This is a genomic window from Acinetobacter septicus (assembly GCF_019355975.1).
Taxonomy (GTDB): Bacteria; Pseudomonadota; Gammaproteobacteria; order Pseudomonadales; family Moraxellaceae; genus Acinetobacter; species Acinetobacter ursingii.
Genome location: NZ_CP079898.1, coordinates 1,202,442 through 1,229,310 on the forward strand (window position 1 = coordinate 1,202,442; position 26,869 = coordinate 1,229,310).

22 protein-coding genes and 1 pseudogene are annotated in these 26,869 nt (G+C 41.7%); 4 read left to right on the top strand and 19 right to left on the bottom strand.

The window, feature by feature from the left end:
* The first annotated feature begins 23 nt into the window (after positions 1-23).
* Positions 24-1,220 (top strand): BaiN/RdsA family NAD(P)/FAD-dependent oxidoreductase, encoded by a 1,197-nt coding sequence (locus I6L31_RS05815; protein ID WP_005005212.1) that lies wholly within the window; start codon positions 24-26, stop codon positions 1,218-1,220.
* A gap of 12 nt (positions 1,221-1,232) precedes the next feature.
* Here I6L31_RS05815 and I6L31_RS05820 read toward each other — a convergent pair whose 3' ends face one another.
* The 3 genes from I6L31_RS05820 to I6L31_RS05830 all read right to left on the bottom strand — a co-directional run bounded on the left by I6L31_RS05820 (position 1,233) and on the right by I6L31_RS05830 (position 3,740).
* Positions 1,233-1,409, bottom strand: a complete 177-nt coding sequence (locus I6L31_RS05820) for a hypothetical protein (RefSeq protein WP_004987350.1) — start codon at positions 1,407-1,409, stop codon at positions 1,233-1,235.
* 178 nt (positions 1,410-1,587) lie between these two features.
* Entirely contained in the window at positions 1,588-3,276 is a 1,689-nt protein-coding gene (locus I6L31_RS05825) for a mechanosensitive ion channel (RefSeq protein WP_005005215.1), read from the bottom strand.
* Positions 3,277-3,503: 227 nt separating this feature from the next.
* Complete coding sequence (locus I6L31_RS05830; RefSeq protein ID WP_004987355.1) at positions 3,504-3,740, bottom strand: flagellar basal body-associated FliL family protein; 237 nt, start codon at positions 3,738-3,740, stop codon at positions 3,504-3,506.
* 153 nt (positions 3,741-3,893) lie between these two features.
* Here I6L31_RS05830 and I6L31_RS05835 point away from each other — a divergent pair, with 153 nt between their 5' ends.
* Complete coding sequence (locus tag I6L31_RS05835) at positions 3,894-4,316, top strand: hypothetical protein (protein ID WP_004987358.1); 423 nt, start codon at positions 3,894-3,896, stop codon at positions 4,314-4,316.
* 179 nt (positions 4,317-4,495) lie between these two features.
* Here I6L31_RS05835 and I6L31_RS05840 read toward each other — a convergent pair whose 3' ends face one another.
* Complete coding sequence (locus tag I6L31_RS05840; RefSeq protein WP_005005217.1) at positions 4,496-5,257, bottom strand: ferredoxin--NADP reductase; 762 nt, start codon at positions 5,255-5,257, stop codon at positions 4,496-4,498.
* A gap of 84 nt (positions 5,258-5,341) precedes the next feature.
* Between I6L31_RS05840 and gigC the strand changes: the two genes are divergently transcribed.
* Positions 5,342-6,229 (top strand): LysR family transcriptional regulator GigC, encoded by an 888-nt coding sequence (gene gigC, locus I6L31_RS05845; RefSeq protein ID WP_004987367.1) that lies wholly within the window; start codon positions 5,342-5,344, stop codon positions 6,227-6,229.
* Between the two features lie 62 nt (positions 6,230-6,291).
* On the opposite strand, the pseudogene I6L31_RS05850 reads toward gigC, so the two are convergent.
* Positions 6,292-6,486, bottom strand: a pseudogene (locus I6L31_RS05850) (hypothetical protein); the annotation flags it as partial.
* Positions 6,487-6,572: 86 nt separating this feature from the next.
* On the opposite strand from I6L31_RS05850, the gene I6L31_RS05855 reads away from it, so the two are divergent.
* A protein-coding gene (locus I6L31_RS05855; RefSeq protein ID WP_223235881.1) for an IS3 family transposase occupies positions 6,573-7,705 on the top strand; the annotation gives its coding sequence in 2 pieces (ribosomal slippage) (positions 6,573-6,825 and positions 6,825-7,705; 1,134 coding nt in all).
* A 31-nt stretch (positions 7,706-7,736) separates the two neighbouring features.
* Here the strand turns inward: I6L31_RS05855 and I6L31_RS05860 are convergent.
* The 14 genes from I6L31_RS05860 to nuoC form a co-directional block, all read right to left on the bottom strand.
* Positions 7,737-9,716 (bottom strand): TonB-dependent receptor, encoded by a 1,980-nt coding sequence (locus tag I6L31_RS05860; RefSeq protein WP_005005220.1) that lies wholly within the window; start codon positions 9,714-9,716, stop codon positions 7,737-7,739.
* A gap of 138 nt (positions 9,717-9,854) precedes the next feature.
* Positions 9,855-12,086, bottom strand: coding sequence for a TonB-dependent siderophore receptor (locus I6L31_RS05865; RefSeq protein WP_004987374.1), 2,232 nt, complete (start codon positions 12,084-12,086; stop codon positions 9,855-9,857).
* Between the two features lie 262 nt (positions 12,087-12,348).
* Complete coding sequence (gene upp, locus I6L31_RS05870; RefSeq protein ID WP_004987377.1) at positions 12,349-12,984, bottom strand: uracil phosphoribosyltransferase; 636 nt, start codon at positions 12,982-12,984, stop codon at positions 12,349-12,351.
* A gap of 106 nt (positions 12,985-13,090) precedes the next feature.
* Entirely contained in the window at positions 13,091-14,587 is a 1,497-nt protein-coding gene (nuoN, locus tag I6L31_RS05875; RefSeq protein ID WP_004987382.1) for an NADH-quinone oxidoreductase subunit NuoN, read from the bottom strand.
* Positions 14,588-14,590: 3 nt separating this feature from the next.
* Positions 14,591-16,198: an NADH-quinone oxidoreductase subunit M gene (gene nuoM, locus I6L31_RS05880; RefSeq protein WP_004987384.1), complete on the bottom strand. Its 1,608-nt coding sequence runs from the start codon at positions 16,196-16,198 to the stop codon at positions 14,591-14,593.
* 1 nt (position 16,199) lies between these two features.
* A complete protein-coding gene (gene nuoL, locus I6L31_RS05885; protein ID WP_005005221.1) occupies positions 16,200-18,095 on the bottom strand; it encodes an NADH-quinone oxidoreductase subunit L in 1,896 nt (631 codons plus the stop codon).
* Complete coding sequence (gene nuoK / locus I6L31_RS05890; RefSeq protein WP_004987386.1) at positions 18,092-18,400, bottom strand: NADH-quinone oxidoreductase subunit NuoK; 309 nt, start codon at positions 18,398-18,400, stop codon at positions 18,092-18,094. The genes nuoL and nuoK overlap by 4 nt, the downstream gene beginning before the upstream one ends.
* A gap of 2 nt (positions 18,401-18,402) precedes the next feature.
* On the bottom strand, positions 18,403-18,918 hold the full coding sequence (gene nuoJ, locus I6L31_RS05895; RefSeq protein ID WP_171063253.1) for an NADH-quinone oxidoreductase subunit J: 516 nt from the start codon (positions 18,916-18,918) through the stop codon (positions 18,403-18,405).
* Positions 18,918-19,460, bottom strand: coding sequence for an NADH-quinone oxidoreductase subunit NuoI (gene nuoI, locus I6L31_RS05900; RefSeq protein ID WP_004987388.1), 543 nt, complete (start codon positions 19,458-19,460; stop codon positions 18,918-18,920). The genes nuoJ and nuoI overlap by 1 nt, the downstream gene beginning before the upstream one ends.
* 18 nt (positions 19,461-19,478) lie before the next feature.
* Complete coding sequence (gene nuoH, locus I6L31_RS05905) at positions 19,479-20,495, bottom strand: NADH-quinone oxidoreductase subunit NuoH (RefSeq protein WP_004987391.1); 1,017 nt, start codon at positions 20,493-20,495, stop codon at positions 19,479-19,481.
* Between the two features lie 3 nt (positions 20,496-20,498).
* The gene (gene nuoG / locus I6L31_RS05910; RefSeq protein ID WP_005005222.1) at positions 20,499-23,180 is read right to left on the bottom strand and encodes an NADH-quinone oxidoreductase subunit NuoG; all 2,682 of its coding nucleotides are present in this window, start codon (positions 23,178-23,180) and stop codon (positions 20,499-20,501) included.
* Between the two features lie 11 nt (positions 23,181-23,191).
* The gene (gene nuoF / locus I6L31_RS05915) at positions 23,192-24,523 is read right to left on the bottom strand and encodes an NADH-quinone oxidoreductase subunit NuoF (RefSeq protein WP_005005223.1); all 1,332 of its coding nucleotides are present in this window, start codon (positions 24,521-24,523) and stop codon (positions 23,192-23,194) included.
* Positions 24,520-25,029 (bottom strand): NADH-quinone oxidoreductase subunit NuoE, encoded by a 510-nt coding sequence (gene nuoE, locus I6L31_RS05920; protein ID WP_004987397.1) that lies wholly within the window; start codon positions 25,027-25,029, stop codon positions 24,520-24,522. Before nuoE ends, nuoF begins: the two co-directional genes overlap by 4 nt.
* A 12-nt stretch (positions 25,030-25,041) precedes the next feature.
* On the bottom strand, positions 25,042-26,829 hold the full coding sequence (nuoC, locus tag I6L31_RS05925) for an NADH-quinone oxidoreductase subunit C/D (protein ID WP_004987402.1): 1,788 nt from the start codon (positions 26,827-26,829) through the stop codon (positions 25,042-25,044).
* Positions 26,830-26,869 lie beyond the last annotated feature (40 nt).

The following is a 26,869-nucleotide window of genomic DNA, read 5'->3' on the forward strand; positions in this document are numbered from 1 at the left end:
CTTTTATAACGCTGAGTAAATTTATGTCCATGCATTATGATGTCATTGTTCTGGGTGCCGGTGCGTCTGGACTAATGCTGGCGGCTCAGGCTGCTCAGCGTGGACGCAAAGTTTTAGTGGTCGAAAAAGCCAACAAAGTCGGAAAAAAAATCCTGATGTCTGGCGGAGGTAAATGTAATTTTACTAACCTGTATGTCGAGCCTGAGAATTTTATTTCACATAATCCACATTTTGTGATTTCGGCCTTATCACGTTATAACAATTGGGATTTTATCGGCTTGGTCTGTGACTATGGCATCGCCTATGAAGAACGTAAGCATGGACAGCTTTTTACCTTAAATGGTTCAAAAGATATTTTGAATATGCTTTTAGCTGAATGCGATAAAACGAAACTGGTCAACATAAAAACGGACTGTGAAGTAAAAACTGTGAAGCAATTAGACCATCAACTTTTTGAAGTTCAAAGTACACACGCAACCTTTACTTGTGAATCTCTGGTTGTTGCATCAGGTGGCCTTTCAATTCCAACACTAGGTGGTTCAGGAATTGGCTATGAGCTAGCTAAACAATTTGGTCATCAGGTTTTTCCAACTCGCGCAGGATTAGTCCCCTTTACTTTTTCTGATCAATTTAAAGAAGTAACCACACGCCTGAGTGGGAATGCTTTGGAGGTGACACTTTCCAATGATAAAAACAGTTTTACCGAGGCACTACTCTTTACTCATCGTGGTTTAAGTGGTCCAAGTTCACTGCAACTTTCCAATTATTGGCAAGCAGGTGAATCTTTTCAGATCAACTTTTTTCCTACCCAAGACTTAGCTGATTATTTGAAACAAAAAAAACAGCAGCAACCCAAAGTCTTGTTACGCACGTTATTATCCGAACTGACCGCAAAAAGCATTGTGCTTGAGTTACAACAACTGATCTGGCCTAACTATGCAGAAACCGCGATTGCTCAACTGAGTGATACAGTCTTGGAGCAGATTGCAGCACAGCTTCATGGTTTTGTAGTGAAACCCTCCGGGACTGAAGGCTATCGTACCGCCGAAGTGACTTTGGGTGGAGTAGACACCGCTGAAATTTCATCCAAAACCATGCAAAGCCAGAAAGTTAAGGGGCTCTATTTTATTGGTGAAGTTTTAGATGTGACTGGACATTTAGGCGGTTATAACTTTCAGTGGGCGTGGTCATCGGCCTATGCCGCTGCACAATATGTATAAAATACGTCAAAATTATGGTGCAGCATCGATCTGATTGGCTTCGATTGAAGGAGTTTCATCTACACCTGTTTTTTCTGTTTGTGTCACTTTATTTTTGGCAAATACAAACTTATAAGCACTGACCAAAAATCCGACAGTAATACCCGCAATCACAATCGGGGCGATAAATCGATTCGGCTGCTTTTGCATTTTTCACTCCTCTTTTATTTTTTATAAGTCATTGATTAGATTGCTTTCATACGTCTTTTTTATTTCTTCTTTAGAGAGAAAATAAAGAAGGCGAAACAGTGATGAAAAATCTATTTTAACGGTCTAAAAAAACGACCACTCAGGATAGAGTGGCCGATTCTGGTGCAAAAATCAAAACTTATTTCGGTTGATCATCGGGTTTTGATGTTGGATCATCCTCACCTTCGCCTTTAGAGCCATAAGGATTATTTAAAGGTTTATGCGCGGGGTCTACATCAAACGTGGTAGGAACATTATGATCTGTTGCCGCCTCTGAGGGTGCAACAGGCGATGATGCAACAGGTGTTTCAACCACAACCGCTGATTGAGTTTTCGCGATTGGATTGGGTTTATTTCCCTCAGCTTTGGCTTTATCAATAAGATCGGTCAAAACACGTTCTGCAGGTTGACGACCACCCAGACCAAAAGCGAGAGCAAATGCGACTGCCACCGAACCGAGTGTGAGTCCAAAAGCCAGATTGACGATTGAATCGGCAATACCCATTGCGCGTAGTCCCATCGCTAGAACCAAGCCCATAATCAAGATACGAACCAGATTACCTAACCAGCGTGAGCTGTTATATTCACCGCGTTGAACGACATTTGCCACGATATTGGCTAACCAGAAACCTACGACCAGAATTAAAGCACCAAGTAAAATGTTGGCGCCGAAGGCAATGAAGATCGCGACCAGATGACTAATCTGATCAAAACCAAGACGATTCGCTGCTTCTGCAACCGCAAACAACATGGTAAAGAATACGATTAAGACACCAACCACATGCGAGATTTTAGTCGATCCCAAGAAACGCTGTAAGTCAAACTTTGCAGGAACATCATCGACACCTGTACCTGCCAAAATATCTTCAACCAGTTTTGCGACAAAACGGGAGACGACATAGGCAATAATCAAAATCAGACCAGCAGCAATAATATTTGGAATCGCAAACATGATCTCATTGAGCATGGCTGTTGCTGGCTGAGAAATAGACTCAATTCCAAGCGCTTCAAATGCGATAATCAATGCAGTAATAAAGATCAGCGCAAAAACCAGAGAACCTAATACATTGGCGATATTGCTGTTTTTAAACAGTCCTATTTTCTCAGCTTGAGCTTGTAAACCCACACTATTGACCAAGCCTTCTGTAATCCCACGTACAATTTTTGCCAAAATGTAGCCAACAAAAACGATCACGCCTGCAATAAAGATGTTTGGAAGATATCCAACAACTTCAGCCACCATTGCCTGAACAGGGAGTAAAAGACCTGAGAGTCCTAAAATCGAAAGGACAATAGGTAAAAATAAAAGCAGAATTAACCAATAGATAATATCTGCAATATTTTCACTGAGTGGTCGAACACCGACTTCATTGCTCAGTTTCTCATCAAGTTGAGTCTTAGACAAAGCTTTGGATAGTCCTGCTCGCACCAAACGCGCCAAGATCCAACCCACAAAAGCCACGACAGCCGCTGCAATAAGATTCGGCACAAAAACCAATACTTGGGTGATCATGGCACTAAATGGCCCGCTGACACTATAAATATTCAGTACGTTTAAAGAAGCAATCAGCGCAATAATCAACACAAACCAAAATATAAATTTTGAAATAATTGACTCAAAGTCTGGTGCTTTACCCGTTGCGGTCGATAAATGACGATTGGTTCCAATTAGATTGAGTAATTTTTTGACACCCGCAGCGATAATCAGTGCCAAAATCCAACCAATAATAAAAACTGCAATTGCCGCGATAATGGGCTGAAACATATCCCAATAGTACATAAATCCATAATGGGCTTGCGCAGCCTCATTGTTAAAATAATCGTTCATATAGGTCATGCCCTCTTTGTTATATTAATCACGGCTTAGTCTTGATGAAGTTAAGCTGTAAAATGGTTTTAAGAATGGATATTATTTGTGATCTACCTCAACATATTTTGTTCTTATTTTTTATTCAAGATGCAATATAAGAACTACTACAAAAATGAAGTAAAAGATTGCAAAAAAGCCATCTAATCACATTAGATGGCTTGTTAAAAATTAGAATCGATAACAATTTATGACTGTTGGCTATTGGTAGTTGAATTATTTGGCGTAGCAGGTTGTGCATTTGGATTTGGATGATCTGGTGGTGCATCACTTGCATCTGGTTTATGATCAGCCACCATATACACAATCAATGCCACTAAAAAAATTCCCACAATTGCCAGAATATAAACCGGCAAACGACGTTTCTTTTCGGTCTCTTCTGGTGACGAAGTATGTGGTGTTGGTTTATTAAAATCATGTGTCATCGCAATCCCCTCTTTTATTTTCCATTGTTCTTTATCATAACAAGCACTTATGTAGCATTGTGTGAAAAAGCATAGCGCTATCGTGTTCTTTGTTTCTGCGTTGTATATAAAAATAGGCTATAATAGCCCACCCATTTTTTTGCTCAGGTCTTTATGTCGTATCGTCAGCAAAGCGTCACTCTGGATTTAGACACTGACGTCACACATGAATGCTCATTACACGTCACACGTGATGAACATCTGATCGGAATTATTAGCTTTAATAAAGCTAGTTACAGTTTGAAATGGGGTGATCTGGAATATTTTAGACGTCGCACTGAAGAATTTTCAGTCATGCCTTTTCCAGATTGTATCAATGCGATGATCATTGATATTCGAAACGTGAATTCATTTCTGGACAATGAAGTTCCCATCCTACCGTGGCGTCTACTTGAAGAAGAATGTCCAATTCGTCTGGTGGTTCCACAAGAGCGTTTAGAACATTATGCGGGATTCTTTGAGCCAACGTGGTTGAGCACAGATCTGGATTCAGCCATTCAGGAATTACGTGAATTTATGGACATGTTTGTACATTAAAGCCCGTATTTATATGGGTCATATTTAACTCATGGTATCTGTTCATGTGATTTGATGACACGGGTGCTTTAAATCACCCGTGCTCTGCTTTGCTCTTACACTGCTATAACCGCTCTTGCACTGCTTTAGTCGCCCTTGCGCTGCTATAACCGCCCTTGCGCTGCTTTAGTCGCAGCTCATCACCAATAATTTTCCACGGCAATATTGCCTTCACTACGACGGTTCATGGTTAAACCACGGCGTTTTAATGCCTCTTTGGTATCTTCAACCATTTGTGGATTACCACAAAGCATGACATGACTGGTTGCAGGATTTAACGAATAACCAACCGCTTTTTCCAGTTCACCATTTTCAATTAACACTGGCAATCTTTCGTGCAAAACAGCATTTGGATCACGCGTAATCACTGGAACGAACTTAAATCCAGTATGTCCTTCACCAAAACTTGCCGCAATCTCTTGTATACGATCGACATAAGCCAATTCAGAAACGGTACGAACACTATAGACCAAATGAATTTGCTGGTAATTTTGCCATGTCGCAAAATCCTGCAACATCGAAAGAAAAGGCGCCAGCCCTGTACCTGTTGCTAATAGCCATAAATCTTGAGGTAAAGGTAGTTGATAACGCGCCAAGGTTAAAAAACCATAAGAAATTTTTTCTAAGTAAAGCTCATCACCCACTTTGAGATGTTGTAAATTTGAGGTAAACGCGCCATTTGGAACGACAATCGAAAAGAACTCTAGTGTTTCATCAAACGGTGATGACACGACTGAATAAGCGCGCACCACCAAATCATCACCCACTTTTAGACCAATTCTGGCAAATTGACCCGCAGTAAACTTAAAATGCGCTGGACGGGTCATGGTAAAACTAAACAAATTTGAAGCCCAACGCTGTACAGATAAGACTTTTTCTACGCTAAATTTCTCAATTGACATAATTTCAACATGGCACGACAGGGTATGCTCATGTTAGCATGACAGCAGAAATTATGACTACTTTTCAAGGGTAAGGCTTGATTCATGCGCATGACATTACGTCAGTTGGCTGTCTTTGTGGCAGTCGCTCAAGAAGGAACAGTAACTAAAGCCAGCGATGCCGTCCGCCTGACTCAAAGTGCTGCCAGTATGGCATTGGCTGACCTTGAAGATGGATTAGGCGCTCCACTCTTTGACCGTTTAGGCAAACGCCTACAATTGAACGATTTAGGTCGTTTTTTATTGCCTCAAGCTTTGGAAATTTTGGGGCGTTGTGAAGCATTTGAACAAGCCGCCAAAGGTGAATTACAAAGTATCGATTTACGTCTAGGTGCGACACTCACCATTAGTGACTATTTGATACCAGACCTCATGGCAGATTTTCTACAAATTCATCCTCAGGCACATTTGCAGTTGCAAGTCGGGAATACTCGCCAGATGATTGAGGCGGTGAATCAATTTCAGCTTGATTTAGCCCTCATTGAAGGTTCCTGTCATTTACCACAATTACAATGTATCCATTGGCGGAATGATGAGCTTGCTGTCTGCTGCTCGCCAGACCATCCTTTGGCAAAATTAGGTCGGCCTTTGACACCTCAGGATTTTTTAAACGTCGAATGGATTTTACGTGAAGAAGGTTCAGGAACGCGCGAAGTCTTTGATAACGCCATTTTACAGGATGTCCCAGATGCCAATATTCGCCTCACCCTGGGACATAATGAAGCAATCTTGAAAATCGTTGCAGGTGGTTTAGGAATGTCTTGTATTTCTAGACTTGCCATTGAACCTTTAATTGAAAAAGGACAGTTGGTAATTTTAGAAACGCCTTTTTGGGAATTGACTCGCCCACTGCACGTATTGGTACATCGTCAGAAATATCAGGGACCAGGTTTAAAAGCCTTTATGAATTTCTGTGAAAATCGTGTGAATTGAGAATTTAAAAACATAAATAAAAAAACCTTTCATATGAAAGGTTTTTTTATAGGAAGCATTATTTAGAAATCAAATGTTACACCAAGTTTATAAGTGCGACCAGCTCCAATTGTGGCAAAACCACTTTGAAATACACCATCCCAATATTTTTTATCTGTTACATTATCAACATTGGCACGGAAAGTTGTATTTACTCCGCCTAGTTTAGTTACATATTTAGCGCCTAAATCAACCAAAGTATAGTCTGGTAATTTTAGAGGTGGATCAGGAAATTTGAACAACACTTATAAGTGATATTTTGCTCCCCAAATGATGTTATAAACATCAATATATGGAGTATTTTATGGCACGTAGACCAAGAAGAAATCATTCAAATGATTTTAAAGCTAAGGTAGCACTTGCTGCGATTAAAGCAGAAAAAACACTTGCTGAATTGAGTGCTGAATTTGATGTTCATCAAAACCAAATTATCGACTGGAAAAATCAACTGATTTCAGCTTCCTCGCAAGCTTTCGATCAATCAAAAGCTCCAACAGAACCACCCATCGATCTAAAAAAACTACATGCAAAAATCGGTGAGCAGGCATTAGAAATTGATTTTTTAGAAGGTGTGTTGAAGAAACTGGGCCGCTTCAACCACAAAAGTTAATCGATGACTCACTTCAGATTTCAGTATCTAAGCAAGCTCAGCTGCTGAAAGTCTCCCGTGGTTGTTATTACTATCGCCCAAAACCTGTGAGTGCATCAGATCTGAAGCTAATGCGGTGTATGGATGAGTTACATATGCAATACCCTTTTGCAGGTAGCCGGATGATGCGTGATTTGTTGAATCGTCAAGGACATCATATAGGACGACGTCATACACGTACTTTAATGAAGAAAATGGGCATTAATGCGTTATATTGCAAACCAAATTTAAGCCAGGCTAATCAAGCTCACCGCAAATATCCATATCTGCTCAAAGGATTGGCTATTCAGCGCAGTAATCAAGTGTGGTCTACGGATATAACGTATATCCCTATGGCAAAAGGCTTTGTTTATTTATGTGCTGTGATTGATTGGCATAGCCGCAAGGTACTTGCGCATAGAGTATCGATTAGTATGGAGGTTACATTTTGCATAGAAACATTAAATGAAGCTATTGAAAAATATGGTCGACCTGAAATATTTAATACAGACCAAGGCAGTCAGTTTACCAGTGATGCATTTATTGATGTATTGAAATCAAATGGCATTCAAATCAGTATGGATGGTAAAGGTCGATGGGTTGATAATGTGATGGTTGAACGATTATGGCGGAGCGTTAAATATGAAGAGGTGTATCTCAAAGCCTACAGCAATGTTTTGGATGCGAAGAAGCAATTAAACGCATATTTTGAATTTTATAATTTGAAACGACCTCATTCGAGTCTGGACAAAATGACTCCAGATGAGTTTTACTATGACCAGCTACCACAACAAAATAAGGTAGCTTAACTAGAGCAGAGTATCACTTATAAATAAGCTTTTAGTTGTTCAAACATGTGGGACCACCTCTTTTTAATGTGTTGCCTGAATCTAAATACTGATCATCAATGTAAGTAACAAAAGTATTAACACTTAATCCTTCAATCAAAGGAATTTGATAATCTAAACCTAAGCCTGCGGTAAACTCTGGTGTACCTTCAACTGTATTCCCTTGATTTGATGCAGCTTTTTCATACTTAGTATCAATATAAGCCAAGTTCCCATAAACAATTAAGTCATCAGTTACTTTGCCAGATACACCATACTCAATTCCTTTAGATTTAGTTTCGGCACCATCTGTTGTTACTGTAGTAGTTTTACCTGCTACATAGCGTGAATCATTTGTCGACAAATTTAATGTCATAGTGCTTGGTTTTTCAATCTGATACATTGCTAAAGTATGCAACCAACGCTCACCTTGAAATTTCGCACCAATCTCATACTGTTTAGTTTCAAATGGCGCAAAAGTATTACCGTAGTTTGCATCCGCTGTAGAAGTAACCGTCGATCCTTGTACTAATGCTTCAACATAACTGGTATAGAACGATAAGCTATCTCCAAATGGCTTCACTACAAATGCAATACTTGGTGAAATCTTATCTTTACTATAATTGCTCCATGTCTTAGTAGTCGCGTTAATTGAATCAATATCCATATCCTGATAACGTGCACCTAGTATTATTTGCAACTTGTCATTTAACATAGACATTTGATCAGTCAAGCTATAACTGAGAAACTCACTATGATTATATGGCCCCCAGACAGGATATGTTGTTGGCATTTCACCATAACTACCCACATCTGAATTATATAGATTAGTTTTAAATGATGATGATGTTGCAGCATAATGTTGCTTTAAATGGCTCGATAGATAATCTGCACGTAAGCCAACGGTATGTGAAACTAGTCCTGTATTAAATTGACCTTCCAAACCTATGTTAGCTGTACTATTATCATATTTAGCATGTACACGATAATATTGTGTTGAGGCATCTCCTGCCGCATTTGTGACAATCATTCGTGTGCCAAACAAATGACCTACATATTCTTTTTGAGCGTAACCAATTCCTGCATAAGCTTTTAAATTAGATAAAAGCTTATATTCACCTGATAAACCTACATATTGACTTTCTTGTTCCCCTTGAAGTTTAGGAAAATAATTTGTTTTACCATCTGGTGCTGCAAGTACACTTTTCAAAGTCGCAAACGATACCATTGCTGGCGAACCACCATCACGCTCGTCACGAACAGAATATGCATCAAGATTAATTTTTGCTTTATCTGTTGTGTAATCCAGTCCAATTACCGCAGCAGTATTTTTATCATCCATACCATCAATGATATGTTCGCCTTGTCCATAAGTTGCACTAGCTCTAGCGCCAAATTCTTTATTTTCTCCAAAACGGCGAGCTACATCAAAACCAGATTTATAGTATCCACCATCTTCATACATGGCAGAGACTTGCGTTAAATCCCTATCTGCACGTTTAGTGGTTGCCATAATAACACCACCTACCCCTCCACTCGGAGGCATGCCTGCGACCAAGGCGTTCGGCCCTTTTAATACTGTAACAGAACCTAAAATATCAGTTGGTGTACGACCTGTTGGCCCCATACCATAAGAACCATTTATATTCGCATCTTCCCAACCAACGCTCAGACCACGTATTTTAAAGTTTTCATTTAAATGCCCACTGTTGGTTGTTGTGCGTATACTTGGATCATTTTTTAAAACATCCATTACAGAATCAGCTTGTTTATCTTGTATCGCCTGCTCTGTATAAGACTGAATACTAAAAGGAGTGTTTAATAATGATTTTTCACCCAAAATACCTAAATTAGCATCTTTTTTAAGTTTTCCCGTTGCATCGGTTGCTTGTGAGTCCGCTTTAACAGTGATAGTAGGTAGCACAACATTTTCTTCTGCAAAGGCAAAAGCGGGTAGTGCAATGAGAGATAAAAATAATATGTTCTTTTTCACGAAATTTCCCCATTAAAAATCGGGCTAATTATATAAGATAAATTCTCAAATGAGAATAAAAACAATTATAAATTAAATTATCTTTTCTATTTTTCTAAACAGCAGCAAACAAAGTATCTGCTGTTTAGATTAGATAATTTAGAACTTATAGGTCAGAGAGCCTGTATAGCTAGTTGGGTCACCATAAGTATTTGCCCAAGTATTGAGGCGATACTTTTCATTTGTGATATTATCCACATTTAAAGCAACACTTAAATCACGATTAATCTGATATTTTGCCATTAAACTAACAAGTGCAAATTGATCTTGTTTATAGGCGATATAATTTACACCTGTGACATTGCCATTATAGAAAGCACTTTGCCAATTTACACCACCACCAATGGTAAGTTTTTTATCTAATACAGGTAGGTTATACGTGGTAAATAGCTTGTATTGATCCTCTGGGATCGTTGTATTTACTTTTACACCATTTTGTTTTGATTTTGCATGAGTATAACCAGTTTGAATATTCCATCCATCTAGAATTTCACCACTTGCTTCTATCTCATAGCCTTTAGTTTTTACACCATCCATTTCAGTATAATAGTTATCAGTTGGTAAGACGATTCCAACTAAATCAGAAGGAATATTATTTCCATATTTTGTACCAGCATCCGCTACATTATCCATCTTGGCTTCAAAATATGAAGCACTTAGATTCAGGCGATTTTCAAAGAATGTCGCTTTAAAACCACCTTCATAGTTATCACCTTCTTGCGGATCCAATAAAGCATAATTGTAGTCACGGTTACTTTGTGGCATGAAAATATTAGTATAGCTTGCATAAGCAGTTAACCACGGAGCAATGTCATAAGTAATACCTGCATAAGGAGTAACTTTTGCATAAGTACTAAAATGGGTAGGTGTATTTTTGGTTGCAGTCGTGACTAATGTTTCATAATCATAGTCGGATAAACGAGCACCAGCAATGACATGTAAATGATCAATTGGATTCAAGCGTGTAGCCAAATAATATCCGACTTGCTCATATTTCTTGTTATTTACTCCCACTACTTGAGTCGCCGCGTTAGGTAATGCAACATCGCCATTCCACGTTCTCAAATCAACCGCATTAGCACTGTTAGAACCTGAAAAGTTGTTATTATTATTTTCAATATGCTGATAACTTGCACCCAACATCAACTCATGTTCACGACCAAATAATTGATACGGCCCTGACGCAGAAACATCTAAACTATGTTCTTCGGGATTGAAATTATTTTGTGAGGCGGCGAGAGATGCATAATGTGCTTTATAAGTTGTTGTACCTTTGATGACATCCTGATCAGAATAATTGACTGAGGCTACACCGATCACCCCAAACAGCGACTTAATTTGCTGTTGTGTATAGTTATAGTTTGCCTGCAAATTCCAACGATTTTCAAATTCATGTTTTGCTTGTGCAAATAGATTAATAGTATCAACCCGACTATATGCCAATTTTGCATTGGCATTAAAGCTAGGGGTGTATGGATTAATACCACCGTCAATACCATACATATCAATACCATGCACACCAAGACCCGTCACTTTGTTACGACTTAGCATACCACCAACAGAAACCGTTGTTTTAGGGTCAATATCAGCATCGATAATGCCATAGAGTGTCCCTGACTGATTATCTCCCCAAGCTTTCCATGAATCACCCTGACCATACGATGCCACAGCGCGACCACGAATAGAACCAGCACTATTTAAACCACCTTGTACATCAAATTGTGATCGGTAAGTATCCCATGAGCCACCACTCAGTTTAACCTCTCCAGTTGGGACACTACTATTGGCATGTTTTCTATTAAAATTTACACTTGCGCTTGGATAACCCGCACCATTAGTCAAGCCAGTAGCACCCTTAATTACGGTCACGTTTTCAAAAACAGCGGGGTCAAAATTACTCAGAGATGATCCATTTTTGCCATCAATCGCTGGCGCTGTCATAACACCATCAACTTGATAATTTACGATTTGTTTACCGCGAGCATAATAAAATACATATTCTCCCCCATTGCCTACTGCACCTTGCGCACCAAAACGCTGTACATATACACCCGGGGTCTGATTCAATACATCTTCAACAGTTGTTAAGTTTTGATCATCGATTTGTTCTTTTGTAATTACACTCACAGACTGAGGTGTATCTTTCAGCGCCAAATCCATCTTGGTTGCAGATTTAGATTTTTTAACGGTATAACCTTGCTGATCTTGATCGTCAGCTTTCAGTTTGATGGTCGGTAATATATCTTCAGCGTGAATAAAACTACTACCAGCCGCCATAAACATCATCACTGAAATTGTACGGGCTAATATTTTGGGTTGAGTATTAAACATTAAATGTACCCCTGTATAAAATTAGCGCAATCCTATCTCAATTGATAATAATTATCACTAACATTATTCATACTATCTCCATAATTGTAATTGTATTTTTTTATTCACCTAAGCTAGTAAATAATTATTTCCATTTAATATTTATAAAAAATTTAAGGTTATTTTAATTTTTTAAAAAACTTAAACAGTAATTTAGCTGGAATGCACATCCCTTTTTTGCAAAAAAAAAGCCGCCAAATTGGCAGCTTTTTAAAGGAGTCTTTTAATCTTTTTGGACACTACCAAAAATCTTATCTCCTGCATCACCAAGGCCAGGCACGATATAACCTTGCGCATTCAATCCATCATCAATCGATGCGGTATAAATTTCCACTTCGGGGTGCAATTCATGCACTTTTTTAATGCCTTCAGGTGCAGCAACCAAAATCATGACACGAATATCTTTACATCCGCTGGCTTTAAGAACATCAATCGCAGCAACAAGTGAACTACCCGTCGCTAACATTGGATCAATAATCATCGCGATACGATTCGCTACATCAGGAACTAATTTTTTGTAATACGTTCGCGCCTGTAAGGTTTCTTCATCACGCTCCAAACCGAGTACACTGACTTTGGCACTAGGAATCAGGTTAAGTACGCCTTCCAACATGCCGATTCCTGCTCGTAAAATCGGAACGATGGTAATTTTTTTACCTGCAATACGCTGGGTCGTGACTTTGCCCGCCCAACCATCAACCTCATGATCGACCAGTTGCAAATCTTTTGTCGCTTCATAAGTCAGAAGCATTGTGACTTCTTGAGCAAGTTCACGGAAATTTTTTGTGCTGATATCCGAACGTCGCAATAAGCCAAGTTTATGACGAATCAGAGGATGACGGATTTCTTGAATGGGCACGGGAGAACACCTAAAACAACATTAAACTTGATATATTATAAATAGTTTTAGTGACGAAAATTAAAAAACCTCCACGAATGGAGGTTTTTTTTGTTAAAACACAAGCTTAATGCTGTTGTGATAACACAAAATGCAGAGGTGATAAAATCTCGCCTTCTAAGGCTAGTTTAATCACTGGATCTGGATAGATACCAATAATTAAAACCAATGCAGCCGCAGCCAAGACCATGATTCCACCTACTTTTTGTCCCCAATGCTTATCCGCATCGATACGAGGAACCTCAGGCGGAGTCATATACATGACCACCATCACACGTAGGTAATAGTACAAACCAATACCACTACCCACGATAATCATGGCTGCAAGGAACCAATGCTGAGTCGTTACCGCAGCCATTACCACAAGGAATTTACCAATAAAGCCCGCAGTTAATGGAATACCCGCCAAAGACAGCATCATTACGGTTAAAGTCGCAGTTAAAACAGGACGACGCCAGAATAAACCACGATAATCCGCAAGACTTTCAGCTTCATCGACATTGTTATAAGGACTAGACATCAACGCAACCGCACCGAATGCACCAATGGTAGTCAGTACATAAGTCACGACATACACCGTAACGCTACCTAAACTTGCGTAGGTCATGCTGATTAAAGCAATCAACAAATAACCAAAATGCGCAATCGATGAATAAGCCAAAATACGCTTTAAATTGACCTGACGAACTGCAAGCAAGTTACCCGCTAAAATAGATAACACGGCAATGATCGTTAAAATCGTTACTAGTGAATCGACAAGGATCGCACCAGAAGTCAGCATATAACGTACAAATAGACCAATTGTTGCCACTTTAGCCGCAGTCGCCAAAAAGGTCGCCATTGGCGCTGGCGCACCTGCATAAACATCAGGTGTCCATTTATGAAATGGCGCCAGTGAAAGTTTGAATGCAACCGCAAAAATGACCAGTGCAAGCCCTAAAATCACCATTGGTTGGCGAATCGCATTAAATAATGCTTGTACAGAATCATAGAAAGACAATGAACCTGTATAGGCATAGATATAAGCCATGCCCATCAAAAGCATTGCAGAAGCAGTTGCAGAAAGTACAAGATACTTCACACCAGATTCAAGTGAACGACTACGCTGATAGGTATAAGCCAACAAGCCATAAACTGGGATCGACATTAACTCAAGGCTAATGAAGAAAGAAGCATAATGCGCGCTTGCAACCATCAGCATTGCCCCTGATACCGAGATCAGAAGCAATAAGTAAAGTTCTTCGCGATTATCTTTATAGGTTTCAATATACGCATGTGACAAAGTACAGCACGCAAGTGAAGCCACAATAATGAGTAATTGATAAATCAGCGTAAACGGATCGATCATAAACATTCCCATGACATTCGATGGTACAAAATGACCACCAAACATCGTAATGAGAATATAAGCTGCGGCAAGGTTTAGACCCACCACTGAAGCGGTTGCAATTAAATTATGATTACGTTTAATTGCAATCAGGATCATCACAACGACTGCGGTCAACGCCACAATCATCACGGGTGCCAAAGGCATAAGCTGAGAAAAAGACATTGTGAAGTTCATGGCTTATTGGATCTCCACATTACTAAGCTGAGTCGCTGCTTGCTGAGTCAAGTCAACCACAGGTTGTACAGGACTATAGCTATTGGCTAACCATTGCATGCTTGAGTGCGATACGTCGAGGAAGGTTTGAGGATAAAGACCCAACCAGACCAAACCAATCAGACACACCATCAAAATAACAAGCTCACGTAAATTCAAATCTTTAAGCGGTTGAACATAGTGCTGTTTTTGTTCAGGGTTTGGCTCACCAAACAATGCTTTATGAATCAAAATCAAACCATATAGTCCTGCAAAGACCAAACTCACCGCAGCGATAATCGTGAACGCAGGATATTTATTAAATGAACCCATAAGGATCAGGAATTCACCAATAAAGTTACCTAGTCCTGGTATACCCACCAAAGCAGCCACAAAGAACATCAGGAAGAATGGTAAATATTGAAGCTGTCCACGCAAACCACCCATCAGGCGTAAATCACGCGTATGTAGACGCTCATAGACTTGACCAGACATAATGAAGAGTGCAGCAGAAGATAAACCATGTGCCAGCATCATGATCATTAAACCCTGATAGGTCAGGATATTACCGGCATAAATCGCAAGAAGCACAAAGCCCATGTGCGAAATTGAGGTATACGCCAACAAACGTTTCATATCGGTTTGCTGATAGGCACACCAAGCACCGTAGAAAATACCAATCAAACCAAAAATAATCGCGATATCTGCAAATTGTGCCGAAGCCGCTGGGAAGAATGGAATCACAAAACGGAGTAAACCATACGCAGCAGTTTTAATCAAAATACCTGCCAAGTCTACTGAACCCGCGGTCGGTGCCTGAGCATGCGCATCGGGTAACCAGCCATGCAGTGGAAATACAGGTAATTTCACTGCAAAACCAATAAACATACAGATCATAAAGGCATAAGCAACCGCAGGTGCTTGCTGATCAAGTGTATTGGCGACTGCAAGCAAGTAGTTGTAATCAAATCCGATCGAACCTGTCATCATGTAGCCATAGACCACCAGACCCAGAATACCAATCAGCATGATTAAACCTGCAATCTGGGTATAAAGGAAAAACTTGGTAGCCGCATAGACACGTGATTTTCCGTCTGCACCACGGTGACCCCATAGTGCGATCAGGAAGTAGATTGGAACCAGCATCATCTCCCAGAAGAAGAAGAACAAGAACAAATCAACTGCAAGGAAAACCCCGATCACGCCACCCAAAGACCATAAAAGGTTTAGATGGAAGAAACCGACATTTTTCTGGATTTCACCCCATGAACAACCAACTGCCAAAACACCCAGTAGTGCAGTCAGGCCAACCATCAAGAGTGATAAACCATCAATAGCAAGATGGATATTAATCCCTAAAGTCTGAATCCAAGGAAGATTAAACTCTGCTGACCACGTTGGAACTCGAGCACCAAGCTCATAATGAAATTGACCACTTTGCCATAGTGCAAGTGTCAATCCCAAAGTCACGAGCATACCAATTAAGGCAATCCAGCGCGGTAAATGCTGATCGAGCTTGTCGACCAACCAGCAAACAAAACCAGCAATGAAAGGAACTAAAATCAGCGCGGGTAAAATTAAATTGTTTTCCATTTTATTTCCCCACCACCTGAATAACGATAAGGATCATCAACAGCACGACGACACCAAGCGACATACTGGAAGCGTATTCACGCACTAAACCAGTTTGACGTGAACTCGTAAATTTGTTGCCGCCTTTCACTAAGGCAGGCAATACCAGCCACATGCTATCGATTGGATCTCGACCTAAAAGTCTTGCTATAAACAAATAAGGTTTTACAAACACGATGTTATACAAGGCATCAAAACCAAATGCAGTACGACAAATATGCACTAAACCTGAACCCAAACCACTTTGAGCAAAAGATTTAACTGCCGCGTAAGCAAATACAAACAACAAGATTCCTACGATTAAACCCGCAATCGCAATACCGCTTGCCAAATGTTCTGCGTGAGAAACCGCAGCTTCCAAACTTTCTGGAATCACAAAACTTGGAATATTAGCACTGCTTAAAAGCTTCAAAACTGGAGCTTGTAAGAAGTAACCGAAACCTGTCGATAAGAATGCAAGAATAGCCAAAGGTCCCCAGTAAGTCACACCATGAATAGCATGTGCTTCTGTTTTTTCTTCGCCAAAAAATACCACCCAGATTAAACGGAAAGTATAAATAGACGTTAAGAATGCACCTGCAACCCCGACCCAATACAAGGTATTGTAAAGTGGTAAGTTTGCAATCACAGATTGTGCATAAACTGCGCCTAAGATCGCATCTTTAGAGAAGAAGCCAATGGTCACGATTGGAAGCGCAGCAAGTGCACCGCCGCCGATGACAAAACACCAGAATACAAATGGAATCTTTTTACGCAAACCACCCATCTTGAAAATGTTTTGTTCATGATGACACGCTAAAATCACTGCACCAGAAGATAAGAACAATAACGCTTTAAAGAATGCGTGAGCCAACATATGGAACAGACCTGCCTGATAGGCTTCTGCACCCACTGCCATAAACATATAACCCAACTGACTCATCGTTGAGTAAGCCAAAATACGTTTGATATCGGTTTGAACCAATGCTGCAAAACCTGCGACGAGCAAAGTTACAGCACCTGTAATTGAAATGAATTGCATCACTGCTGGCGCCATTTCAATCACGCTATGCATACGACTGGTCAGATAGACACCCGCTGTCACCATCGTTGCAGCGTGGATAAGTGCTGAAACAGGCGTAGGGCCTGCCATCGCATCGGCCAACCATGTTTGTAATGGAATCTGCGCAGATTTACCTGCCGCACCCAAGAACAACATTAAAGCGGTCCAGATTGAAAGCGATGAGCTTTGTGTCATCACTGTCGCCGCATTTTCAACGATATAATGCGTATTTAACGTACCAAACTGTTGATAAAGCAGGAACAATGCAATAAGTAAAAATACGTCACCAACACGTGTCACTGTAAATGCCTTGATCGCAGCCCAGCCATTGTCTGGATTTGAATAATAAAATCCAATCAATAGATATGAGCACAGACCGACGCCTTCCCAACCCAAGAACAATAACGCCAAGTTATCGCCAAGCACCAACACCAACATGCTGGCAACAAACAGGTTGAAATATGAGAAGAAACGCGCATAGCCTTCTTCGCCGCGCATATACCATGAAGCAAAGATATGGATGAGGAAACCCACACCCGTAATCATGCCTGTCATCAGTAATGACAAACCATCGAGATATAGCGTAATATCCGGTGCAAAACCACCGACATTAAACCAAGTCCACAAATGTTGGACAAAAAATGGTTGTCCACTGCTGGTAAATGCAAGTCCGGCAATGAGAGCAAACAATGCAGAGAGTCCAACCGAGCCGACACCAATAATGGCTGCGACATTTTCAGAGAGCTTGTCGCGCCCTACCGCTAATAAAATAAAACCGATCAGCGGAAAAAGAATCGTTAAATATAAAGTACTCATCCGCGCATCTCACTAGCAGCATCCACATCCAGATGGTGGAAGCGATGGTAAAACTGAAGGACAATCGCAAGACCAATACAAGCCTCTGCCGCAGCAAGAGTCAAAATCAGGATAAACATAATCTGACCATCAGGTTGTGCCCATGCACTTCCTGCTAAAACAAATGCCAATGCCGCAGCATTCATCATGATTTCAAGGCTCATCAACATAAAGAGAAGATTGCGTCGCACCATTACACCGTAAAAACCCAGTGCAAAAAGAATGGTTGCAACAATCAAACCATGTTCTAAAGGGATATTGCCCATTGTTATAGTTCCCCTTCTGCACTTGGTTCACGTTTACCTAAGTGGAATGCTGCAACTAATGCTGCAAGCAATAACATCGCGGCAACTTCAACCAATAATAAATAATGAGTAAACAAAGCTTGACCGACTGCTTTTGGACCGATCACTTCACGACCCATGACTTGTCCCGGTACCGTGTAATCACTTGATAACATCCAGACCAAAGTCAAACCGAGCAGAAAGCTCATCAGTGCTGGAACTGCCCATGTTTCAGAGCTCAACCACTTACGTTCTTGTTCCACAGTATGCTGACCTAAATTCAGCATCATCACCACAAAGACGAACAGAACCATAATTGCACCAGCATAAACAATCACTTCAAGCGCACCAGCAAATGGCGCACCCACGATCATGAAGATACCCGCTACTGCAAGTAATGAAACAATCAGACTGAGTAAAGCATGTACAGGATTCGCATTGGTCACCACACGAATCGTAGAGACAATGGCCACGAGAGCCATCAAATAAAATGGCCACATCATGGTAATAAACTCCGTACATCGATAGGTGCACTTTCTTTTTGCGCTTGACCTTTACCTTTACCATCAATTGCCATACCCGCAACACGGTAGAAGTTATAGTCAGGATATTTACCTGGACCAGAAATCAATAGATTTTCTTTTTCATAAACCAAGTCCTGACGCACGTACTCACCTAACTCAAAGTCAGGAGTAAGCTGAATCGCGGTCGTTGGACACGCCTCTTCACACATGCCACAGAAAATACAACGAGAGAAGTTGATACGGAAAAATTCTGGATACCAGCGTCCGTCTTCTTTTTCTGCTTTTTGCAGTGAAATACAGCCGACTGGACAAGCCACTGCACACAAGTTACATGCCACGCAGCGCTCTTCACCGTCTGGATCACGAGTCAGAATAATACGGCCACGATAGCGAGGCGGTACAATTTCCTCTGCTGGGACTTCAGGATAAAGAATTGTGTCTCGTTTACGCGTAATGTGGGTAAATACCATCCACAAGGTACGAACGATTGACCCAACTCCAGCTAGAACTTTATACATTTTGTACTCCCTGCTGTCTTAGGCCTGATTCATCAGAATCACAGCACCAGTCACGAGTAAGTTGACTAACGCCAGCGGCAAACAAATTTTCCAACCAAAATTCATGACTTGGTCATAACGCGGACGCATTAAAGAACCACGAGCCAAAATAAACATCATCATAAAAAACGCTGTTTTAATAATGAACCAGAACACAGGCGGAACAAACGGAATTTCAAGGTTAAATGGCGCAAGCCAACCACCAAAGAATAAGGTCACGATCAAGGCAGAAATCAGTACGATATTCACATATTCTGCAACGAAGAACATGCCCCACTTCATACCACCATATTCAACGTGATAACCTTCAGCCAATTCTTGTTCAGCTTCTGGTTGGTCAAATGGATGACGATGCGTGACCGCAACACCCGCGATCACAAATACCATAAAGCCAATAAACTGCGGAATGATAAACCAAACATCGCGTTGCGCTTCCACAATTTCACGCAGGTTAAATGAACCTGCGATGGCAACAACGCCCATCAGGGAAATACCCAAAAACACTTCATAAGAAATGGTTTGAGCCGCAGAACGTAAACCACCCAGTAACGAGTATTTGTTGTTTGATGACCAACCACCAAACAGCACGGCATAAACTGCAATACCCGCCATTGCCATAAAGAACAATAGACCAATACTCATGTCCGCAACGCCAAGCGTCGGACTGATTGGAATCACCATAAATGACAGTACCGCAGTTGCCATTGCCACTGCTGGTGCCATACGAAAGGTCAATTTATCGGCAAACTTTGGTGTCCAGTCTTCCTTGAACATGATCTTCAGCATATCTGCCACGATCTGAAACATACCGCCTGGCCCTACACGATTAGGACCATAACGGTCTTGCCAGAGTGCCAAAAGACGACGTTCAATAAATGACATTAAAGCTGCAATCACAACCACTACCAGCATAATCACAATCGCTTGAACCACAGCATAAGCAATTGGCCAGTTCTCAGCCCAAAGCGGTGTTTGACGCATAATTTCTTGTTGCATGAATTACACTCCTACCGCGACTGATACAGGTTCAGCCAAAGACACCGTCGGTGCCAAACCAATTGGATAACCGATATAACCCGTTGGTAAATATTCAATCACCTGAACAGGTAAGCTCACTGTGGTTTCACCCGCTTGTAATGAAATACGTTCACCATCTTTGAGATTCAAACGAGTTGCATCTTGTTCACCCAAAGCAAAAGTGGCTTCAGGAATACGAGACTGCATGGCAGGTGTCTTAATGGTAAATTCACCCGATGCAAAAATGTGATGCATTGGAACCAGACGGAAACTTTCAGGATTGACCGTAATCGCTGCTGGTGCAACAAAGCTACGTGCAGGACGTTTTGGTAAACGATCAAATAAACGAATACCTGAGTCGCCACCTTTCAAGTGACCACCGACTTCATCTTGGTATTTATTCCAAGATTGTGGCGAGTTCCAACCCGGTGCCCATGCAAATGGAACCAATGATGATGCTTTTTGTGGACCCACATAACCTTCCATCGAGAAAGTTAAAGCTGAATCGACATCCACAGGTTGTTTTGGTTCATGTACAGAAATTGGTGCACGAAGTGCGGTACGACCTGAATAACGACGCGGTTCACGCGCAATTTTTAAACCATGAACACGGTAGCCTGCATCTGGTGCAACGTCCTGAATCGCTTCAAGCACAGGAACATTTTTCACCACAGATTCAATCACATCATCCAGTAAAGTCCAGTTAATCACTTTACCGTTGAGTCCTGTTTCAATAGCATGTAACCAACGCCATGATTCTTTGATCGCATACTCTGGCTTGTAATAGCTTGGATCATAAACTTGGTAGAAACGTTGCGCACGACCTTCCTGACTCACCACTGTACCATCACCCTCAGCAAAACTTGCCGCTGAAAGCACGATATCGGCCTGTTTCACAGTCTCAGTTTCACTGTGATCCAACACAATTACGGTTTGCGCTTTGACAAGAGCAGCTTTGACTTGAGGTGCAGGTAAACGACGGAATAAGTCATTTTCCACGATCACGACAGTGTCATAATCTTGTGCAAAGACTTGTTCTAAGCTTTGACCACCAAACAATGCCAGACCCATTGAGTTCACTTCAGGCACAGTCAGTGTAAGACCAGCATTGCCTAGATTTTGTGCGACTTGCGCAGCCGCTTCCATAATCGCAGGATCTTGTAAGCTAGTACCCGAAATCACCAAAGGTTTTTTCGCAGCTTTTAAGCTGTCAGCAATGCTTTGAGCAAAGGCTTTGGCATCATCATCTAGACCATTGAGGGTTTCACCTTTCACGGCTGCCGCAATAGCAAAACCAAGACGCGCAATGTCGTTTGGAGATGCAACTACTTCACCTGTTGCTACATCCGCTAAGCGAGTTTGAGTCGCTGCCAAAATATAAATCGGAGATTTCTCATCCTGACCAATACGTTGTACAGGTTCTGCTAACCAGTCTGGAGTACGACGATCCGCCGCCATTTGTTTGGCTTTATTTTTCGCTGCTTGACGAACAGATAATGCCATACGTGGTGCAGTTTGAGTGAGGTCTTCACCCAAGATTAACACTGCATCATAGCTTTCAACTTCACGCATATTCGGGTTGTAAACACCCTCGGTTTGCATGATTGAAGCCGCAAGCTCAACCAGATTTTGCTCTTTTTGTGACAAACCTGTTGAGTAGTTGTCTTGTCCGACTAGCTCACGTAATGCATAGTTCGATTCAAGGCTGGCACGTGGAGAACCGATTCCCAGTACTTTTTTACCTTGAAGTTTTAAGATGACTTCATCCAGTGCCTGATCAACCGAAACTGAACTGACTGCTTCACCGACACGGAACTGTGGCTGACGCGGACGATCTGCACGGTTCACATAACCCGTACCAAAGCGACCTTTATCGCAGAGGAAGTATTGATTGACTTCACCGTTAAAACGGTTTTCTACACGGCGCAATTCACCATAACGCTCACCCGGAGAAATGTTACAACCTGAAGAACAGCCCTGACACACGCTTGGTGCATACTGCATATCCCATTTACGATTATAACGTTCAGAGTGAGTTTTATCGGTAAATACACCTGTTGGACAAACTTCTGTCAGGTTACCTGAAAATTCAGACTCCAAAGTGCCAGACTCTGGACGACCAAAATACACACGTGAAGCATTGGCATAGACACCAAAGTCAGTCCCGCCTGCGTAGTCTTTGTAGTAACGCACACAACGATAACACGCGATACAACGGTTCATTTCATGTGCAATAAACGAACCCAACTCTTGGTTATAGTGCGTACGTTTAGTAAAACGATAACGACGACGGTCATGACCTGTCATTACGGTCATATCTTGTAAATGACAGTGACCACCTTCTTCACAAACTGGACAGTCGTGCGGGTGGTTGGTCATTAAAAATTCAACCACTGACTCACGAAAATCAACCGCTTCTTTATCTTCGATTGAAATAAACGTATTGTCAGCCGCGGGTGTCATACATGACATCACTAAACGTCCACGGGTATCGTCAGCATTTGCATACTGAGTCACCGCACATTGACGACATGAACCCACAGAACCTAAGGATGGATGCCAACAAAAATATGGAATGTCGATGCCTAGGGACAAACATGCTTGTAGCAGGTTTTCTGACCCATTGACTTCATATGATTTTCCATCGACATGAATTGTAGCCATAGTCGAATTCCTTAAACTTGTTCTACGTGGCTGGCTTGGGCAACAGGACGATTGGTCACTTTTGCTTCAAACTCGCTACGGAAATATTTGAGTGCGCCCATAAGCGGCTCCATCGCACCCGGTGCGTGGGCACAGAAGGTCTTACCGATCCACAACTTTTTGGTGAGTTCAGACAAATGCTCGATGTCTTCCATCTTGCCTTCACCATTTTCAAGTGCTTTCAGTGCTTTGACCGCCCAAGGTAAACCATCACGACATGGTGTACACCAGCCACATGATTCACGCGCAAAGAACTCTTCAAGGTTACGTACCGCAGAAACCATACATTGGGTTTCATCCACCACCATCAACAAGCACGTACCCAAACGCGAACCTGCTTTCATGATGCTTTCAGAATCCATCGGAAGATCAATATGTTCAGCTGCTAAAAAGTCAGTGGATGCACCACCCGGTAACCATGCTTTAAGTTTAAGTCCATCACGCATACCACCCGCGTAGTCTTCAATCACTTCACGCGCAGTCGTACCAAATGGTAACTCCCAAAGTCCCGGGAATTTAACTTTACCTGAGGCACCATAAATTTTAGTACCTGGATCTTTAGATTTACCCGCAGACAAACCGATATACCACTCAGGGCCACGTAACATGATCGCGGGTAAGTTGTTATAAGTTTCGACGTTATTGACGATAGTTGGACGACCCCATGCCCCAGCAACTTGAGGGAATGGCGGTTTAGTCCGTGGATTAGCACGACGACCTTCCAGCGAGTTAATCAATGCGGTTTCTTCACCACAGATATAACGCCCCGCACCTGTGTGTACAAACAGCTCAAAATTCCAGCCTGTATCCAGAATATTGTCACCCAAATAACCTTTGGCACGAACTTGTTCCAAAGCTTCATTTAAGTATTGAGCCGCTTCAATATATTCACCGCGAATGAAGATATAACCCTGCGTTGCCTCTAGGGTATACGCAGCGATCAACATGCCTTCAATCAATTGATGCGGAAGACGCTCCATCAACAAACGGTCTTTGAATGTGCCCGGTTCCATTTCATCGGCATTACAGATGAGATAGCGTGGGCCACCATCATTCGGTGCCATCAACGACCATTTAATTCCTGCTGGGAAACCTGCCCCACCACGACCTTTGACCGTTGCCGCTTTAATGACTTCTAAAACTTCTGCGGGTTTCAACTCAATGGCTTTTTTGAAGCCTGCGTAACCCTCTAAAGCTTCATAATCATCAGCATTACGGACATGTTCCTGTTTACTCAAACGCCAAGTGAGCGGATGAGTTTCTGGATTACCTTCGCCATAAATCGGTTTTGGTTCAGTATTCATACATACTTCTCCAATAACTGTTTGACCGAAGATACATCTACCAAACCATGGGTATCTTCATCAATCATAAGTGTTGGGCCTTTATCACAATTACCTAAACAGCAGATTGGTAATAAGGTAAAACGGCCATCTTGCGTGGTTTGACCATATTGAATACCCAGCTCACGTTGGAACGCTTCAGCCAAAGTTTCAGCACCCATCAAGAAGCAGGCAATCGAGTCACACAATAAAATTACGTGACGACCCACAGGTTGGCGATAAATACGGTTATAAAATGTCGCCACACCTTCCAAATCTGCAACGCTAATCGTTAATAACTGCGCGATTGCATTCATCTGTGCATCATCTACCCAACCATTACGGCGTTGTACGCACTTCAGTGCATCCAATGATGCAGCACGTGGATACGGATAGTGATCAATGTGATGCTCAATTTCATGGATTTCATCCGCAGTCAAAATCCCTTCAACATTCACACGTGGCTTTTTATCAGTCAAAATCATCATAATGCGTACCCCTTAGCGATCCACGTCGGCCATAACCACATCAATGGTTGCCAGATAAATGATCAAGTCTGAAACCAGACTGCCGTTAATCACCGATGGAATTTGCTGTAGATGGGTAAAGGTCGGTGTACGAATACGAGTACGATAACTCATGGTTGATTTATCAGACGTCAAATAATAGTTAGACGCGCCTTTCACCACTTCCGCCATCACAGATGCTTCACCCGCTGGCATGACAGGTCCCCATGACACACTTAAGAAGTGCGTAATCAGGGTTTCAATATCTTGCAGGGTTTTATCTTTCGGTGGTGGAACTGCCAGAGGATGATCTGCTTTATACGGACCAGATGGCATATTATCCAGACATTGTTTCACGATTTTGAGCGATTCTTCGATTTCGCGATAATGCACCATGACACGAGCATAGGCGTCGCCTTCGTATTCAAGCGGCACTTCAAAATCGTAATTTTCATAACCACTGTATGGACGATATTTACGCACATCAAAGTCAATACCTGTGGCGCGTAAACCAGTGCCTGTTATCCCCCAAGCCAATGCAGATTTTGCATCATATTGAGCAACATTACGGGTACGACCTTCAAATACTGAGTTTTTAAGCGCTGCGGTATGATATTCCTTCAAACGTTTTGGCATCCATTCGAGAATATCGCGAATCAGTTTTTGCCAGTTGTTTGGAAGATCATGCGCTGTTCCACCAATACGGAACCACGCAGGATGCATACGAAAACCTGTGATCGCTTCAATCGCATCATAGATTTTTTGACGGTCGGCAAACATATAGAAGACAGGGGTCATACCACCCGCATCCTGAATCGCCGTACCGATATACAACAAGTGGTTATTGATACGGAATAATTCCGACATCATGACACGGATACATTGCGCACGTTCAGGCACTTTAATACCCGCAAGCTGCTCAACGCCCATGACATAAGGCATGTTTTGCGCACAACCACCCAAGTAGTCGACACGGTCGGTATAAGGAATGAACGAGTGCCAAGTTTGACGCTCAGCCATCTTTTCCACACCACGATGGTGATAACCGATATCAGGCACACAGTCTTTGACTTCTTCACCATCTAACTGTAACACCACACGGAACGCACCATGTGCAGATGGATGGTTAGGACCCAAGTTCAGGAACATGAAATCCTCATCGGCATTTCCACGTTTTAGTCCCCAATCTTCTGGGACAAAACGCAAATGTTCCTGTTCAAAATCCTGCTTGGCTTTGTTCTGCATATACGGGGTATATTCGGTCGCACGTGCAGAATATTCTTTACGCAGTGGATGCCCTTCCCAATAAGTTGGCAACAAAATTCGACGCAGCATCGGATGCCCTTCGAAATTGATCCCGAACATATCGTAAGCTTCACGTTCGTACCAGTTGGCATTTGGCCAAATATTGGTGGCTGTTGGAATGTTAATATCATTCTCATTCAGCGCTACTTTGATACGAATATCACTATTACGTTCTAATGATAATAAGTGATAGAACACCGTGAAATCAGATGCAGGCAAACCATCACGGTGGGTACGTAAACGCTCATCCACCGCAGATAAATCAAACAACATCACATAAGGACGTTCTACTTTACGCAAAAACATCAGTACATCTTGTACGCGTGCGCGCTCAACCCAGACAGTCGGAAACTCTTCACAAGTCGGTTGCACGTAGAAGTTTTCACCAAACTTGGTTTGGAGTTCCTCTACAATTGCAAATGCTGGGCGTGAATCAACTGGAGTCGATTCTGGCATAGCAATGTCAGTTTCAGCCATTGGCTTGGCTTCCTATTTAATACAAATTCAGTCAATTTTT